The following is a 15,824-nucleotide window of genomic DNA, read 5'->3' on the forward strand; positions in this document are numbered from 1 at the left end:
GGTAGTAATCCGTACTGAACATATTATACATTATTTTCAGTATAGTTGAGCTTATTATTGACTAGAGTCATGCTCCTAAAAGCCCTCTAGCCTAACAGGCAGCGCGAACCCCTCCTCCCTGAAGCGTTTTGCTCAACTTTTGCTCTAAGGTTGCACGGCCATCTCCAGGGATCCCCGGTGTACATCAGCGTCATCATTCCCACCTACAACCGCCGTCCCATTTTGGAGCAGTGTCTGCGGGCCTTGGCGCAGCAACAGCCCGGCCCCTACGAGGGCTACGAGGTGGTGGTGGTGGACGACGGCTCCACCGATGGCACAGTGGAATGGCTGCAGAACAACCCCATCGGCTTGCCCCAGTGGAAACTGTTGCAGCAGGAGCACCGTGGCCCCGCCGCTGCCCGCAACCTGGGGTTTCGCCACGCCCAGGGATCCCTCATCGTCTTTATCGACAGCGACCTGGTGGTGGTGGATCACTTCTTGGCTAGCCACGCCCAGATGCTGCGGCGGCACGGCGTTACAGGGGATCCCCGCTCCCCCCACGAGGCCAAGGTCTTCACCTACGGGCGGGTGATCAACACGAGCAATTTTCAGGATCCCCGCTCCGAACCCTTCAAGCCCACCGATTTTTCGGCAGCCTTTTTCGCCACCGGCAACGTGGCCATTGCCCGCCATTGGTTGGAGCTGGCCTGCGAAACCCCCGCCGGCCCCTTTGACGAGCGGTTTCACCTCTACGGCTGGGAAGACCTGGAGCTGGGGGTGCGGCTAAAACGTTTGGGCCTGCGCCTGGTCAAGTGCCCCCAGGCCACCGGCTACCACTGGCATCCGCCCTTTGAGCTGCAGCAGATCCCAGGATTGATTGAGCGGGAACGGCAGCGGGGCCGCATGGGTATTCTCTTTTACCAAAAACACCCCACCTGGGCCGTGCGCCTGATGATCCAACTGACGCCCCTGCACCAATTCCTGTGGGGCCTTTTATCCCTGGGGGGCTGGCTGAACGAGAAGCGGGTGGAACCGCTGCTGCGCTGGTTGATCCGGCATGGCCGCTCGCAGTTGGCCTTGGAGCTGTGCCGGATTTTTTTCCTCAACTGGTACAACGTGCAGGCCGTTTACGAAAGCTACAGAGCGATGAAGGCGCGAAATAAGGGGATCCACTCGGCTTGAGCTGCCACCAGGGCGGGGTAAGTGAGTCGGCCATAATCCTTGCCGGGAATGAGAGGCTGGCCGGGATCCGGATCGGCACAGCTCAGGGGTTCCCAAACGGCGCCGGCCCCCTTGACAATGGCCCACACTGCCGCCACATCCCAGATCTTGGGCGAGCGTTCTACCGCCCCCAAAAGGCTGCCACCGGCCACCGCCAGCAGGTTGTAGGCAGCGCCCCCCAACATCCGCGCTTTGCAAGGGAATTGCGGGCTAATCCAATGGCTGCTGCGGGAACAGAAATTGAACAATTGGTTGGGGCCGGGTGAGGCGGTGCTAGGACGGATTGGCTGGGGACAGGCGGGATCCCGGTCGTGGCGGGTGAGAAAAGCTCCTGCTGCTGCATCCCCAGGAAACCGAGGCCAATAACCGTAAAAAGTCTGGCGGATGGGCGGCAGATGGACACAGCCAAACACCGGCACGCCCCAATGCAGCAAAGCCAAGGAGCTGCCCCAAATGGGGATCCCACGGGCAAAATTGGTGGTGCCATCCAAAGGATCCACTACCCAACACCACTCCTTCTCGGGAAAAATGTGGTTGGATTCCTCGCTCAGATAACCGTGATCGGGGTAGGCAGCGGCAATGGCCCCTTGAAAAGCGCGATCCGCCCACTCGTCGGAAGAGGTTACCAAGCTGCCGTCGGCTTTTAAGGACTCCGTCCCGCTGGCGCGAACCGTAGGGTGGGCCTGGCCAAAGTCTGCCAAGAGCTGGGATCCCACGCTGGCCGTAGCCTGCAGGGCAAACTCGGTAACCTCCAGCCAGAAAGGGGATAGAGCAGCAGTTGCAGAAGGAGCACTCATGCCCCAATCCTAGCGGGATCCCTGGCTTTTGGGGTGGAAAAGGGGTCGCAATGGCAGCGGATCCCTCACCAGCAGGTTTTAAGCCCCTAAGCTGACTAGAATCATAGGTAAACTCCCCAGCTGGCCACCCTCCTCCATGAACCAGCGCCTGATTGGACAACTGATTGGCAACCGCTACCGGCTGACCCGCCACATCAGCGAGGGTGGCTACGGCAATGTGTTCGAGGCGGTGGATACCCAGCTCAATGACGAGCTGGTGGCCGTCAAGTTGTTGCGCCCGCCGCCCCCGGACATGGGCCCAGAGTACTACCAGCAACTGCAGCAACGCTTCATGGATGAGGCCAGGGTCAGCGCTCTGTTGGGCGAGCACCCCAACATCGTGCAGGTGCGCTCTTACGGCCTGTACCAAAACCAGCCCTATCTGGTGATGGAGTACCTGAATGCCAAACCCTACAGCGGCCAGGGGTTGGACTATGTGCTGGCTCGGGAAGGCCCCCTGCACCCAGAGCGAGTGGTGAACTTGGCTCTGCAAATTTGCTCTGCCCTGCACCACGCCCACAACTTTCAGATGGATCTGGGCAAGCACTCCATTCGCGGCGTCATCCACCGCGACATTAAACCCAGCAACATCTTTGTGCAGAAAGGGCCCGATGGGAAAGAGCGGGTCAAGATCCTGGACTTTGGCATTTCCAAGCTCATGGGGGAGACCTCTCGTGGCCTGACGCAGACGGGCTATTTTTTGGGCACGATGGTCTATGCCTCGCCCGAGCAAATGCGCGGAGAAAAGCTGGATGGCCGCTCCGACATCTATTCCCTGGGGGTGGTGCTGTACGAGCTGTTAACTGGTGCGTTGCCCTTCGAGCCGGATACCGACACCTTGCAAGGCTGGTACCACGTCCACAACTTTCAAAAGCCCCGCCCCTTCCAAGACCACAAGCTAGCCCACCCCATCCCCGCTGCCCTGGAGAAGGTTGTCCTCCAGTGCCTAGAGAAAGACCCTGCCCTCCGCCCAGCCAACATGGAAGGGCTCAGCCAGCAGCTACAGGCTGTCTATGGAAACAAGGTTGCCCCTCCTGCCCCGTTCGTTCCCCCAAGTTCATCTCCTGCATCTCCAGGTGTTCGTCCCCAGCGGATCCCGACCGGATTTGGCCAGCCGACTTCCCAACAGCCGATGGGTCGAGCCGCCCCAGACGAGGAAGAAAAGCTACAACGGGCGGTAAGGCTGATCGAGGCAGGCGAGTACAAGATGGCCGTCCATCTGCTCAATGAGCTGATCCAGAGCGCCCCCAACGAAGCCCGCTACTATCTCTACCGCGGCCTGGCCCACCAACGGCAGGGACATTGGGGCCTTGCCCAGATGGATTATCAAGGGGTGCTGCGGCTGGAGCCGGGTAACCCTTCAGCGGAACAGGGGCTGCGCGAGGTGGAACAGAAGGTTGGGCAGGAACATGTCAACAGCAAGTCCGGCTCTCATCTGTTGGATGCACCCCTGAATGCACCCCGCCTGGGCAAAGGGTCGGCGTTGAGTTGGCTCTTGGCCAATTTGGGGGCGGCTGGGATCGGCTACCTGGGGCTGGGGGCATCAGCGCCTCTGCTGGCGGCTTTGGGATCACTACAAGAAGCGGTGGCTGGAGCCGGCCTTGGCTTGCTGATGGGGCTGCTGCAGTGGCTGGTGTTGCGGCGGCAGGTTTCGGTGGGATGGGTGGCTGCAACTTTGCTGGCCACGGCTTTGGGCTGGGCGGCGGCGGATTTCCTCGCTCCCCAGGTGGGGGTAGCAACCTCTGCTTTTAACCCGACGGATCCCTGGCTCCAAAATGTCTTGCAGGCAATGGGAGATGCGCTGCGCGGTTTGCTGGTGGGGGTTGGCGTTGGTGGGCTGCAATGGGCCTTGTGGTCTCAGCGCTGGAAAGGTAGCCGGGCTTGGATCTTGGCGGCAGTTGCCGAAGGGGCAGGATCGGCTCTGTTGATGGGTTGGCTGCTGGACAATACTACCTTGAACAGTTGGCTGCTGCTGATCGTGGGGCTACTGGCCAACACGCGCCCCCTTAGCGCAATGGTGCTTTTGAATTTGCGCCGGATCCCTCCTGTTCAAAGTCAACAACAAGCCTCTTAGGCCCCAGGGATCCCATCTGAGTTCTCTCTCTCAAGAAGAGGGAAAGACAGGAATCAAAACCGCTCATTATTTTTCTCACGATTTTTCTCACGGTTACCGGGGAGCGCCGTGAGATCCCCAGCTCAGAGCTACGCGACTGGTTGTAGGGAGTAGGGTCGTTTGAGCTACTGAGAAAAGCCCTATGGCCCTGTGCATGCAACGTTTTGGGTGTGGGCCACTGTCCTGGCCTAAATTTCAAGAGGGCAAGGATGCACGCTATAGAGGAACTTTCTAGCGGAGCTATTGCACCGGCTAGTGTCTCATTGCCATTTGAATTGACTATAAGTGCTGCTGCAAAACCAGGAACCAGAATCCTCGCCCGGCGAGTATGTTATGACTCTGAGCTGGAAGCTGTTTTCGAGTAAAACTCACGCATTTCTGTAAACCACTCCAATCGCGAGGGATCCCAGGTGTAGAACATGTGTCCGCCGCGATAATGACGTAGGGTGAGGTTGGCCTTCAACCGCGGATCCAACTTCATCAAATCCACCAGGTGATTCGAGGCAAAGTAGGGCGTGACCAGGTCGTAAAAGCCATGATGAATGCTCACCCGCATGTGGGGGTTGAGGGCCATGCTGCTGCGCAGCTCGTCCATTGCCCCGATGAATCCTTGCTTCAACTCTCCTTTTGGGGTGAACCGCCAGGACTTGAACACCTCCAGGTTCAGTAGGTGATAGGTCAACTCCGTTTCCACCTGCAAGGTCTCTCGCAAGTGGCTGTTGATGGCTGCCGTGAACAGGCGATCGATCCCATCCAAGGTGGGATCGGATCCCTCGAAGGTAGGCCGATCCGGAAAGGGATCCACCGTGGTTACAGAAGCATCGTAGAGCCCCAGCACCAGTCGCTGCGACCGCAACAGCTCGCGGGCAAAACTGGCGATATCGATCCGCCCGCCTTTGTGGGCTACATATTCTGGAGATAGGCCGATCCCTGCTGCCATTTCCTGATACACCGCTTGCCGTTCTGCCTCTGGCATTGCCTCCCCCATGGCCAAGAGGGGCAGCAGACGTTGTCGGGCAAAGTGTTCTGCTTTGGGCAGCAGGATCTGCAAATCCTCCCCCCAGCCACACCGTCCATGATGGGCTGCTGTGGCCACATAGGAAGGGAAAAGGGCTGCCCAGGTGCTGAGGTTGTAATCGTTGGTCTCCAGCAACCCAAACTCAATCGCAGGCGAGATGAGAATGGCCCCCGACAGGCCCACGCCAAACTTGGATTGCAGCTCCTTGGCCAGCCGCGCCACCCGAAACCCACCGTAACTCTCGCCGGCAATGAAAATGGGGGAGAGCCAGCGTTTGTATCGGGAAAGAAAGCCCTGAATGAATTCTCCCAAGGATTGCAAATCCCGCTCCACATCCCAGAAGGGCGATTCCTTAGGAGGCTCCTCCGCCTTAGCATCCGGCTGAGGGGGCTTGGATGCCGGATCGGATTTCTCCCGGGAATCTTTGGGGTCTTGAGAATCCTTGGGCAGGGCGCGGCTGAACCCCGTCCCCACCGGATCGACAAAGACCAGGTCGGAAAAGGGCAACCAACTTTCGGCATTGTCCACCAGCCGCACCGGGGAGGGGGGCAAACTGCCGTTGGGCCCGAAGCAAATCCGTTTGGGCCCCAGCGCTCCCATGTGCAGGTAGGCAGAAGCTGCCCCAGGCCCACCGTTGAACACAAAAGTGAGAGGGCGGTGCTGAGAGGCGGAGTCTTGCTTTAGATAGGCGACGTGAAAGATCTCGGCCACCGGCTTTTCCCGCTGGAAAAGGGTCTGCCAACCGGCCAGCGCTCTGTAGGTAAAGCTCTCCTCTCCAGCCGTAAACCTGTGCTCGGTGGAGGAGAGGGGGGAAGTGGGCTTAGATTCAGTAGCCATGAAAACAGGGATCCGCAGTCTGATCCCCAGTGAATCACAAGTTGCCGACCCTCAACACTCCCAGAGGAATCTCCAAACGGCACCTCACAAAGTCAGCGGAGCTTCCAAGGTCAGATTGAAAGATTGGCCGGGGCGCAGCACCACCACCTGGGGAGCGGTAACATTGCCCACCACCACTCCGGTCACGGCGCCTCCTAAGACATTGCCCACCGAGACTCCGCCCGTGATCGCCCCCAAAATGGCCCCTGCGGCTGCCCCAATGGCTGCATCTTGAGCAATGGCCTCAGCCGAATACTGACGGGGATCCTTTTCGTCGTGGAGGATGTTGGAGGAAGCCCGCAGGCTGTAGGTACGACCGCCGAGAACAATGGAAGTGCCGACAAAGCGGGATCCGCCCGGTGCAGGTTCCATCTGTCCAAAAATGCGGCTACCCGCCGGGATCACCAAGCGCCCCTGGCTGTCAAAAATGTTCTGAGTAACGGCCACTTCCAGGGGATAGACGGTGTCGGGATAAAAGTATTGCGGCCCTTCGCTGCTCAGGCTGCCGACCGGGATAATCGTCCCCTGCTCAAGGCGGTAGGCACCCAATTCAAAAAGCGGCTGAGCCGAACTGGGCAAGGGGGCCAACGAAGGGATCCCGGCCAGGCCAAGAATGGCTGCTGTTAAGATAGCTTTCATGAGTAGAGTCTCCAATGCTTCTCCAAGTTCTGCGGAGTTCTCAGCAGTTGCCCGAAGCTATTCCAGGTCAATTTGCTTCCTTGTCTCAGCTTCTCTCCACTTCTAGGTTACCGAATCCTTCCTGAAGCTTGTTTTCCCCCACAAGTCGATTTGTCTTCAACTGTTGGCAGTTTGGGTGACCATCCTGCAGCACAACGCCTCTTAGAAATGCTGGAAGGCTTGCTGACGACTGAGGGCTTGCCCGTCCTTCAGCCAGACGGTTCCCTGCGGATCCCAGCCTGTCACTTCTCCAATCCAAACGGCCCCCGGCAATCTTTCCAACAGATGCTTGGCCACCGACACCTCGGCACTGAGGAGCAGCTCAAAATCTTCGCCCCCATAAAGCGCCCACTCCCAGGCTTGGGCCGGGAAAGCCTGCCGCAAAGCTTTTGAAATCGGGATCCGCTCCACGGCAATCCTTGCCTCCACCCCGCTGGCCTGACACACCTGCACCAGGGCATCTGCCAAACCATCGCTGGTATCCATGCCGGCAATGCGCAAGGGATCCGGGATCCCTTCCAAGAGGGGCACCAGATCCAGGCGCGGGCGTGGGTATTGGTGAGCCCTGATCAACTGCTCGCGCTCGGCCGCCGTAGCTGAGGATCCCTGTTCAGGATGGAGAAGCAGTTCCAAGCCTGCCCGCGCATCTCCGTGGGGCCCTGTTACCACCAGCCAATCGCCGGGTTGAGCCCGTCTGCGCTGAATGGCCCGCCCCGGCTGCACCGATCCCAGGGCCGTGATTGCCACAAATCGATGCGGCGACCGACACAGATCCCCTCCCACCAGTTGGCATTCCCAGCGGGCGCAACAGTCCCGCATCCCTTGATAAAGCTCCTCCACCCAAGCAACCGGTGTGGAGCCCGGCAAGCCCAAACCCACCACCAACGCCTGCGGACGGGATCCCATCGCGGCCAGATCCGATAGATTGGCGGCCACCGCGCGCCAGCCCACCGCATGGGCCGGGGTCGTCAGATCGCTGAAGTGAACTCCCTCCACCAACACATCGGTTGTCACCACCAACTGCCCCTCCGGAGCAGCTAACACCGCCGCATCGTCTCCCACCACCTGGGCCGGACAGTAGCGCTGCACGATCTGCAGCAGCCCCGCCTCCCCAATTGCCGAGATGGGTAGGGGGGAAGGATTGCCGTTTTGTGGAGAAGCACTGTCAGGAAGACCGGAGAACAAAACAGCCCTCTGAGGGTAGCGAGGATAGCAAAGCTGAAAAAGCTGATGGATGATGGGTTCTTGTTGGAGATTTCCAAGGATCCCGCCTGCACGCCACAGGCAAGCTGGAGAATTCTACCCCGCCGTCCGCTGTCCAATCAGGGCATAGAAGGGATCCCCGCCTCCGCCTGCCCAAAAGCCCAGCCAACCCATAGGGGCAGGCCGCTGGATCACCTTCACCACCGCAAACCCTGGCACCGACTCAAAATAGCGCCTGACCAACTCCACTCGCCCCGCCTCAGAGTTGTCCCGCCAAGCCTGGATCGCCTTCTGGAAAAACATGCGATTGGAGAAGCTGACGATGAACAGGCCCTGGGGCTTTAGAATGCGATACACCTCGGCAAACACCTGCTCCGGCTGCTGCAGATACTGCACCGAAACCGTATTCAGCACCGCATCGAAGGAGTGATCGGGGAAGGGCAGAACTGGGTTTTGGTTCAAGTTCTGGATGAAGAAGTGATCCAGCCGGGGGTTGGCCGCCAGTTCCTCCGGGTTCATCCCATGCCCCTCCACATGGGCAAACTCCATCTCAGGCGGCAAATGGGAGACCCAACTGCTCATCAGATCGAGAATGCGGGTCTGGGGCCGCAGATGCTCGCGGTACAGATCGGTGAGCTGGCCGATGAAGCCAGAATCCACATGAGTCACGAAGCGAGGATAGCTGTAAAAGAGGGCATCGTCGCTGGGATCCAACTTGGAGCGCTGCCAATCCTTGAGCACCACCATGGCCAAACGGTTGCAAATCTTAATCAAAGCTAACATTTTGGAAGCTTCGGAAAAGGGGTGGGCGTGATACCTTAGCAGAGCAACAGTGGCCATTTCGCGAAGGACTCTTTGCCGTGATGTCTGTGTCTCACCCCTCTTCAGCGGCTCCTTCTTCTTCTGGGTCTAACTTTGGCCTGCGAGAGTACGTAACCGAACTGCAGCTCCACATGGCTCTGCAGGCTCGCAGCCTTACTCCTTCTCTCAGCGTTTCCCCAGCCCAGGACAGCCCCCTGGCTCTGGTGCAGCGGGCACAGGCAGCTATGGAGAAGTCCGTTTCCCGCCAGTGGCTTTGAGCGGCACAGCCTGGGCAGAGAGGCTCAGGCCAAGCTTTTGCGCAACACCCCCTGCACCAGTAGAACCGACACTACGACAAACCCCGTCAAGAGGCCCAGGGATCCCGCCAGGGTGAGATCGCCCCAGGGAGCCTGCAGCACCACATCGGCCCAGCTCCAGCTATCGCTGCGGTAGACATGGCGGATGGGCTCGATGGCAAAAGTGAGGGGGTTGAGGCTGGCCACCCAACGCAGCCAGGTGGGCATAAAGCTCAGGGGAGCCAAGGCCGTGCTGGAAAAGATCAGGGGCAAGTTGACCAAAAAGATGAAAGCCAGCAATTGCTGGTGCCCCGGCATGGCAAAGGCCAAGCCCAAGCTCAGGGCCGTGAAGCCCAAGACCAACAGGCCCACGATCAAGGCCACCACCGCCAAGCCTGGCCCGTCGGGGATCCCGGCCCCAAGGGCGTAGTCTGCCCCCACAATGACTGCCGTCTGCAGCAACGCCAAGCTGACGATAAACAGGCTAGAAGCAAGAACAATGGAAAAACGAGAGGTGAGGGGAGCCACCAACAACCGGTTCAAAAAGCCAAATTCTCGGTCGAAAATCACCGGCACTCCGGCATTCAAGGCTCCACCAAAAGCCGTAAACACGATGACTCCCGCCCCCAAAAACTGGGTGTAGTTTTGTCCGGCCCCGAAAATGCCGGCAGGAGCATTCTGAAACAAGGCTCCAAATAGAATCAGCCAGAGCAACGGCTGGATAATGCCGGCCAGCAAGGTTGTGGGGCGACGCTGCAGTTGGATAAACAAGCGGCGGGTGAGGGCAAAGGTCTCCTGCCAAAAATCAGCCGTCAGAAGGGGGATCGGGTTGGGTTGAACCGAGGAAGAGGCAGAGTTCATACCAAAGCTCCTGTAGGGTTGCGATCAATCAATCCATTCCAAATCCATCTACCAAATACCTCGATGTGCCTTTGTATAGGGATCAATAGGGCTCGAGCATGAGGTGATGAAGTTACTTTTTCTTTTTGCCCAGATTGGCCTCGGCAGCGGCCAGCTCCGCGTCCATCAGGGTTTGCCCGGTTGCCGCCAAATACACATCATCCAAGCTGGGACGAGACTGGGTGCTGCTGAACACCTCTAGCCCATGAGCCTGCAAGTGGGCGCGAATCTGGCTGAGGGGATCCTCTCCATTCCGCTGCACCACCAGGTTCAGGGCGTTGCCCTGGGCGCTGTTGATCACCACCTTCTGGACAAAGGGCAGGGATCCCAGCAGTTGGGCACCCCGTTGGGCCAGTTCCGCCGGGGCAAATTCCTGCAGCTTGACGGTGATGCGCTCGCCGCCGACGCGGGTTTTCAGCTCCTCGGGGGTTCCCTCGGCAATCACCTTGCCCCGGTCGATGATGGCCACCCGATCCGCCAGCAGGTCGATCTCCTCCAGGTAGTGGCTGCTGAGCACCACTGTGATCCCTGTGTTCTTGAGTTGGCGCAAAAAATCCCAGATGGCCAGCCGACTGGGAATGTCCAGGCCCACCGTGGGCTCGTCCAAGACCAGCACCTGGGGTTGATGGAGCAGTCCTGCCGCCAGATCCAAGCGTTTGCGCAGCCCGCCGGAGTAGGTACCGATGAGTTGGTCGGCGCGGTCGGTCAGCCCCAGCAGTTCCAGGACGGCAACGATTCGCTCTTGAGCCAAGGGGCGAGGCAGGTGGTGGAGATCGGCCTGCAACTGCAACAATTCTCGCCCGGTCAGCACCTTATCCAAGGCCACCTCTTGGGCGACAAACCCCAGTTTTTCTCGTACCGCTTTGGGGTTTTCGCTGGCTGGGATCCCGTACACCTCTATCCGGCCCGCATCGGGACGAAGCAAGGTGCAAAGGCAATGCAAAGTGGTGGTCTTGCCGGCCCCATTGGGGCCGAGAATGCCGTAGATCTGGCCGGGTTTCACCTGAAACGAGACGTCCGCCACGGCCACTGTGGATCCGTAGCGCTTTTGAAGTTGCTCTACCAAGACCGCAGGAGTATCTGACATGGGTATCCACATCTCGCTTCCTCTAGGCTATCAAGCCTGTTCGGGAGATGAGGCCAGGGATCGCCACCATTTCTTGCTCGTTGCCGCCAGCCCCCTAGGGATGGTGGGAGCTGAACCGAGGCTCACGGTATAGTGGTTCAGGCGAATCCGATGAGTGCAGAGGGATCCCCGCCCATCCTCAACTCAGTCCGGTTGGGTTTAACCCTCGCCAAGGTGTCTGTTGTGGAGAGGAGATGAATGCTGAAGCCAAAGCATGCCTGCCGGCCCCTGCTGCCGACTTGTGGGAGCTCGGATTCCCCTATCGAAAAAGGATGCTCTGTTGTAGCTTATACAGCCTTGGCCATTTTAGCGCTTGGCTTGGTCGGTTGCGGCGAGGGAACAACTCCTCTGGGCCCCCTGGAAAATGTCTTCCTGCGGGCGGATGATTTTGAAATCACAGGAGGATCCCCGGCAGCGGGCGCAGTGGGGCCCTACCTACAGTTCAACATGCGGCGGCAGCGGGATAACCAAATCCTAAATCGCCCCCTTAATGTCTATGTGGACAATGCCGGGCTGGCAGAAAGGCGGAATCCCCTTTTGGATAACCAAAACCGTCCTATTCTCTTACAGCGCTCGGTGGCCTTCTTGGGCAATGGGCTGGATCTGAACAGAGATGGCCAGCCGGATCTGCCCCCCAAAGAACCCCCCAACTTCACCAGTGGCCCGCTGCTGCCCTACACCCCGCCCAATCAGTGGCAAAGCCGGGCTGCCCTTGCCTATGTCCCCGGACAGGCCAATATCCCCGGACGGAGTCCCAGCGACCGCTTTGGCATCTACTTTTCTTCCATCCTGCCCTACACCGGGCAGCTTCGCTTTCGCGCCCGCGACGAGCTGGGCAATGCCTTTGCCCGCACCTTTGAGGTCACCTACCCGCCGGCAGCCAGCCGCGCCACGGTCACGGTTACCTTGGCCAACCTCACCGCCACTGCCCAAGAGCCGGTTCTCATTGCCATTTGTAACCAGTTGGGAGCTGCTGCCGTGGTGGGCCTGCGGAGTGGCACGTTCACCGAGCTGGTGGATCTCCTGCCGGCCCCAGGGCTGCCGGTGGATCCCACCTTGAGCGAGCCCATCCGCTATGTGGCCGAGGCTTATCAATTTAACCGCGATCGAGCCGTCATCCGCGTTTCCCAGAATCCCACGGATCCCAGCCGCATGAGCGTTCCTCTACTGGGATCCGAAGGGGCAACCGGTCGGGCAGATCTGACGCTGGTGAACTCTGTAGGGGATCGGCTTACCTGCTTCAACGATCGGCTTTCGGATCTGCGGGATACGTTTTCTGACTTTTTCAGATAGTCAATTCAAATAGCAATGAGACACTGGCCAGTAGAATAGTCCGACTCGCAAAAGCAGGCCTTGTCACTTCATCAACAGAAGTTCCTCCATCTGCATGCATCCTTGCCCTCTTGAAAGCACTGCGGTCGCTTCAAACTAGATTGAGACGCTCCCCAAGCGTTCCGCGCTGCTTTTACCGACTCCCATACCCTTCCCTTCCGCTGTATGACCGGCTTTGTACGTCTGTGGGTCTGCTCCCTTCCTGGACATGCCCTACGACTCTCTCTCAGGTCAAGGCTTCTTTCTGAGGTCTACTGGCATGCCATCCTACCTGTAACGTCATCTCATCCTCAACTGAATTGACCATAGATCTGGAATCGTTTTACTGGTGTGCGAAGCAACTATACTTGCAATGTCGTGAAAGCGGCTCAACCGACAAAACCTCAGGGCAGATGCTGCAAGGCCAGCGCCAACTGTTCGTACTCTGCCAAACGGTTGTAGACCTGGGCCGAGATGCGTACCCAAAGCTGCCCGGCGAAGGGGATGATCGGAACCTCAATGCGGTACTTGTACCAGAGGTAATCGTGAAGCCGACGGGCGCGCTCCTCAAGAGGAAGCTCAGGGATCCACTGCTGCCAAAATGGCGGCAAGGGTAGGGTGGCCATAAAGCCCAACATCTTTTCGGGGGCGGGCGGGATCCCCTCAAGAGCCTCCAAGAGCAACTGCCGCGCCTGCAGCAGCAGAGTGTGGTTGTGCTGACGGATGTTGTCCAGTCCCACCCCTTGGATAAACGCCAGGGCTGCTGAAATGGCCAACCAAGCGCTGGGATCCCGTGTGCCCACCCAGTCGAACTCCGCTGTGAACCCTTGCCCATAGCCGTGGGAGATCACCGTAGGATGAGTTTGGGCCTGTCGATAGGGGGCCACCCACAAAAAGGCACAGCCTTTCGGGGCAAACAGCCACTTGTGGGCATTGCCGGTGTACCAATCGGCTCCTAGCTTTTCCAACTCCAAGGGGAGAACTCCGGGGGCATGGGCGCCATCCACCAAAACCGGGATCCCGCGCTCCCGACAGAGGCCGATCAGCTCAGGCAGGGGGTAGATCAGAGCCGTAGGCGAGGTGAGGTGATCCAACACCGCCAGGCGAGTTTGGGGAGTGAGGATGGCCTCGAAGGCCGCGATAACCTGCTCTGGCCCCGCAATGGGGAAAGGGATCTGCGCCTCAACTGGGATGGCTCCCCACTGGGCACAGATGTACTGCAATGCCTGACGAACGGCCCCGTAACCGTGATTGGTGCAGGCGATCTGATCCTCTGGCCGGAACCGCAGCGAGCGCAAAACGGCATTGACCCCGCTGGTGGCATTTTCCACAAACACCAAATTTTCGGGTTCGGCCCCGACGAAATGGGCCAGTTCTGCTGCCGCCGCCCGCAAGGCTCGAGGAAGTTCCTCTCCCATAAACTGCACCGGCTGAGCCTCCAGGCGTTCCCGCCATACACTCTGGGCCTGCAACACCTTTTTCGGGGTCGCGCCGTAGGAGCCGTGATTCAAAAAAACGGCTTGCGGATCCAGTCCCCACAAGGAGCGTTCGCAAAGCGGTGCATCGGCGCTGAGGGCAGAGCTAAAGCGAGGAGAAGTGGATCCCATATTGGGGAAAGAAGGCATGGTTCACTCCCTCTGTCCCTGGACGATGCAGGAAAAAGATGGGGGAATTGCTGCGATCTGTGTGAGGGGTTTGCTCAGAAATCCGAAGATATCAACACCTATCAACACCGCTGATGTGGAGACCAATGGCATCTCGACTGAATGTCAGAACCTAAGGCTCTTTGAGACGGATTCTCTTAGGTTGATCTATTGGCCGTCACCCAATTCTGGGCCGAGATCCGAGATAGGGGCAATTTTGCTGAGCTTGATTTTAGGGTTGCTGGCAACAAACTGCTGTAAAGTCCACTCGTTCTTAAACAGAAGAACGGGCCTGTCTTGAATGTCTTTAACAACTAGGGTGTTAAACAAGCTGGGGATGTTCTCCAGCGCCTTCCAGCCATTCTCGACCCAGCGGGCCAGGGTGTAGGGCAACATCTCCAGTCGGGTTTCGACGTTGTATTCACTTTCAAGGCGGTACTGCAAAACCTCAAACTGCAACTGGCCCACCGCTGCCACAATCGGATCCCGTTTGGAATCGTCGATAGAGTACATGATTTGTACAGCCCCTTCTTCCCGCAGTTCCGCTACCCCTTTCTGGAACTGCTTAAACTTGGAAGGATTGGGATTTTTCAAGTAGGCAAACAGCTCAGGAGAAAAGCTAGGGATCCCGGCGTAGCGCAGCTTCGGGCCGGTGTAGATGGTATCCCCAATGGTGAAGATGCCGGGATTATTCAGGCCGATCACATCCCCAGGGTAAGCTTCATCGATGGAGATGCGCTCTTGAGCAAACAACTTCTGGGGATAAGATAGGCGAATGGGACGATTGAGTCGGGCATGGTTGACCACCATATCCTTCTCAAACTTGCCGGAACAGATGCGCACAAAAGCAACGCGATCCCGATGGCGGGGATCCATGTTGGCCTGCAGTTTAAAGACGAAGCCCGTAAACTCAGGATGTTCGGGCGGGATCAGTCCGGCAGTGCTCTCGTGAGGCATTGGCGGTAAGGAATACTCCAAAAATGCATTGAGGAAAAGCTCCACCCCAAAATTGGTCATGGCACTGCCGAAAAAGACCGGGGTTTGTTTGCCAGAATGCACCTGTTTTAGATCCAAGGTGGGCATGAGACCATCCAGCAGTTCCAGCTCTTCCTTGAATTGGTAATACAAGTCCTTGTCGATCAACTCCTCAATTTGCGGATCCCCAAGTTTAATGACGGTATCTTGAACTTTTAGCCGCCCCCCAGATACCCGCTCAAAGAAATGAAACTCCTGAGTCCGACGGTCAAATAGGGCAGTAAACCGCTCGCCTGAGCCAATTGGCCAGTTGACAGGATAGGGCTTGAGGCCCAGTTCTGTCTCAATTTCATCCATCAGCTCCAAGGGATCCCGACTTGGGCGATCCATCTTGTTGATAAAGGTAAAAATCGGCAGCCCCCGCATCTGACACACTTCAAACAGCTTGCGGGTCTGGGTTTCCAACCCTTTGCCGGCATCTTCCAGCATCACGGCATTGTCAGCCGCTGCCAGGGTGCGATAGGTGTCTTCGCTGAAGTCCTGGTGGCCGGGAGTATCCAGCAGATTGAGACGAATGTTGCGGTAATCAAATTGCAGGACGGTAGAGGTGATGGAAATACCCCGCTGCTTTTCCAGTTCCATCCAGTCGGAAGTGGCCCGCTTTTGCGCCCGACGGGCCTTCACAGCTCCCGCTTCTTGAATGGCCCCCCCGTACAACAGCAGCTTTTCGGTGAGGGTGGTCTTCCCCGCATCGGGATGGGAAATAATGGCAAAGGTGCGCCGTTGCTCTACAGCTTTGGCCAAATCAAGTTCTTTCATCAACTGTTGCCGCTCCACTACAACCTGGT

13 protein-coding genes are annotated in these 15,824 nt (G+C 58.3%); 4 read left to right on the top strand and 9 right to left on the bottom strand.

The annotated features are described in order from the left end of the window. Window positions 1-177: 177 nt before the first annotated feature. The gene (locus tag NW834_RS06640) at window positions 178-1,161 is read left to right on the top strand and encodes a glycosyltransferase family 2 protein (RefSeq protein WP_414351237.1); all 984 of its coding nucleotides are present in this window, start codon (window positions 178-180) and stop codon (window positions 1,159-1,161) included. Here the strand turns inward: NW834_RS06640 and NW834_RS06645 are convergent. Further along, window positions 1,116-1,997: an inositol monophosphatase family protein gene (locus NW834_RS06645; protein WP_414351233.1), complete on the bottom strand. Its 882-nt coding sequence runs from the start codon at window positions 1,995-1,997 to the stop codon at window positions 1,116-1,118. The two genes, NW834_RS06640 and NW834_RS06645, sit on opposite strands and share 46 nt — an antisense overlap. Window positions 1,998-2,133: 136 nt before the next feature. On the opposite strand from NW834_RS06645, the gene NW834_RS06650 reads away from it, so the two are divergent. Further along, window positions 2,134-4,110 carry a protein kinase domain-containing protein gene (locus NW834_RS06650; RefSeq protein WP_414419145.1) on the top strand — a complete coding sequence of 659 codons (1,977 nt, stop codon included), beginning with the start codon at window positions 2,134-2,136 and terminating at the stop codon, window positions 4,108-4,110. 370 nt (window positions 4,111-4,480) lie between these two features. Here the strand turns inward: NW834_RS06650 and NW834_RS06655 are convergent, their stop codons facing one another. The 4 genes from NW834_RS06655 to NW834_RS06670 all read right to left on the bottom strand — a co-directional run bounded on the left by NW834_RS06655 (window position 4,481) and on the right by NW834_RS06670 (window position 8,671). Next, window positions 4,481-6,004 (bottom strand): S10 family peptidase, encoded by a 1,524-nt coding sequence (locus NW834_RS06655; protein ID WP_414419146.1) that lies wholly within the window; start codon window positions 6,002-6,004, stop codon window positions 4,481-4,483. An 84-nt stretch (window positions 6,005-6,088) separates the two neighbouring features. Next, entirely contained in the window at window positions 6,089-6,682 is a 594-nt protein-coding gene (locus NW834_RS06660; RefSeq protein WP_414419147.1) for a hypothetical protein, read from the bottom strand. Between the two features lie 201 nt (window positions 6,683-6,883). Further along, window positions 6,884-7,906, bottom strand: a complete 1,023-nt coding sequence (gene thiL / locus NW834_RS06665; RefSeq protein ID WP_414419148.1) for a thiamine-phosphate kinase — start codon at window positions 7,904-7,906, stop codon at window positions 6,884-6,886. 114 nt (window positions 7,907-8,020) lie between these two features. Then, window positions 8,021-8,671: a class I SAM-dependent methyltransferase gene (locus NW834_RS06670; RefSeq protein WP_414417318.1), complete on the bottom strand. Its 651-nt coding sequence runs from the start codon at window positions 8,669-8,671 to the stop codon at window positions 8,021-8,023. 116 nt (window positions 8,672-8,787) lie between these two features. Between NW834_RS06670 and NW834_RS06675 the strand changes: the two genes are divergently transcribed. Beyond that, entirely contained in the window at window positions 8,788-9,003 is a 216-nt protein-coding gene (locus tag NW834_RS06675) for a hypothetical protein (protein ID WP_011433464.1), read from the top strand. Window positions 9,004-9,027: 24 nt separating this feature from the next. Here NW834_RS06675 and NW834_RS06680 read toward each other — a convergent pair whose 3' ends face one another. Beyond that, window positions 9,028-9,882, bottom strand: coding sequence for an ABC transporter permease (locus tag NW834_RS06680; RefSeq protein WP_414408006.1), 855 nt, complete (start codon window positions 9,880-9,882; stop codon window positions 9,028-9,030). A gap of 112 nt (window positions 9,883-9,994) precedes the next feature. Continuing rightward, a complete protein-coding gene (locus NW834_RS06685; RefSeq protein ID WP_414426262.1) occupies window positions 9,995-11,008 on the bottom strand; it encodes an ATP-binding cassette domain-containing protein in 1,014 nt (337 codons plus the stop codon). A gap of 336 nt (window positions 11,009-11,344) precedes the next feature. Here NW834_RS06685 and NW834_RS06690 point away from each other — a divergent pair, with 336 nt between their 5' ends. After that, window positions 11,345-12,340, top strand: coding sequence for a hypothetical protein (locus NW834_RS06690; protein WP_414414037.1), 996 nt, complete (start codon window positions 11,345-11,347; stop codon window positions 12,338-12,340). Window positions 12,341-12,762: 422 nt separating this feature from the next. On the opposite strand, the gene NW834_RS06695 is transcribed toward NW834_RS06690, so the two are convergent. Beyond that, window positions 12,763-13,983, bottom strand: coding sequence for an aminotransferase class V-fold PLP-dependent enzyme (locus NW834_RS06695; RefSeq protein ID WP_414351219.1), 1,221 nt, complete (start codon window positions 13,981-13,983; stop codon window positions 12,763-12,765). Between the two features lie 186 nt (window positions 13,984-14,169). Then, window positions 14,170-15,795 (bottom strand): peptide chain release factor 3, encoded by a 1,626-nt coding sequence (locus NW834_RS06700; RefSeq protein ID WP_414373417.1) that lies wholly within the window; start codon window positions 15,793-15,795, stop codon window positions 14,170-14,172. Between the last annotated feature and the right edge of the window lie 29 nt (window positions 15,796-15,824).

The organism is Synechococcus sp. R60.1, assembly GCF_047461835.1.
GTDB lineage: Bacteria > Cyanobacteriota > Cyanobacteriia > Thermostichales > Thermostichaceae > Thermostichus.

Coding starts and splice junctions, on each gene's coding strand:
- NW834_RS06645 (WP_414351233.1), bottom strand. CDS start 1,997: ATGAGTGCTCCTTCTGCAACTGCTGCTCTATCCCCTTTCTGGCTGGAG.
- NW834_RS06650 (WP_414419145.1), top strand. CDS start 2,134: ATGAACCAGCGCCTGATTGGACAACTGATTGGCAACCGCTACCGGCTG.
- NW834_RS06655 (WP_414419146.1), bottom strand. CDS start 6,004: ATGGCTACTGAATCTAAGCCCACTTCCCCCCTCTCCTCCACCGAGCAC.
- NW834_RS06660 (WP_414419147.1), bottom strand. CDS start 6,682: ATGAAAGCTATCTTAACAGCAGCCATTCTTGGCCTGGCCGGGATCCCT.
- NW834_RS06670 (WP_414417318.1), bottom strand. CDS start 8,671: ATGGTGGTGCTCAAGGATTGGCAGCGCTCCAAGTTGGATCCCAGCGAC.
- NW834_RS06675 (WP_011433464.1), top strand. CDS start 8,788: ATGTCTGTGTCTCACCCCTCTTCAGCGGCTCCTTCTTCTTCTGGGTCT.
- NW834_RS06680 (WP_414408006.1), bottom strand. CDS start 9,882: ATGAACTCTGCCTCTTCCTCGGTTCAACCCAACCCGATCCCCCTTCTG.
- NW834_RS06685 (WP_414426262.1), bottom strand. CDS start 11,008: ATGTCAGATACTCCTGCGGTCTTGGTAGAGCAACTTCAAAAGCGCTAC.
- NW834_RS06695 (WP_414351219.1), bottom strand. CDS start 13,983: ATGCCTTCTTTCCCCAATATGGGATCCACTTCTCCTCGCTTTAGCTCT.
- NW834_RS06700 (WP_414373417.1), bottom strand. CDS start 15,795: ATGAAAGAACTTGATTTGGCCAAAGCTGTAGAGCAACGGCGCACCTTT.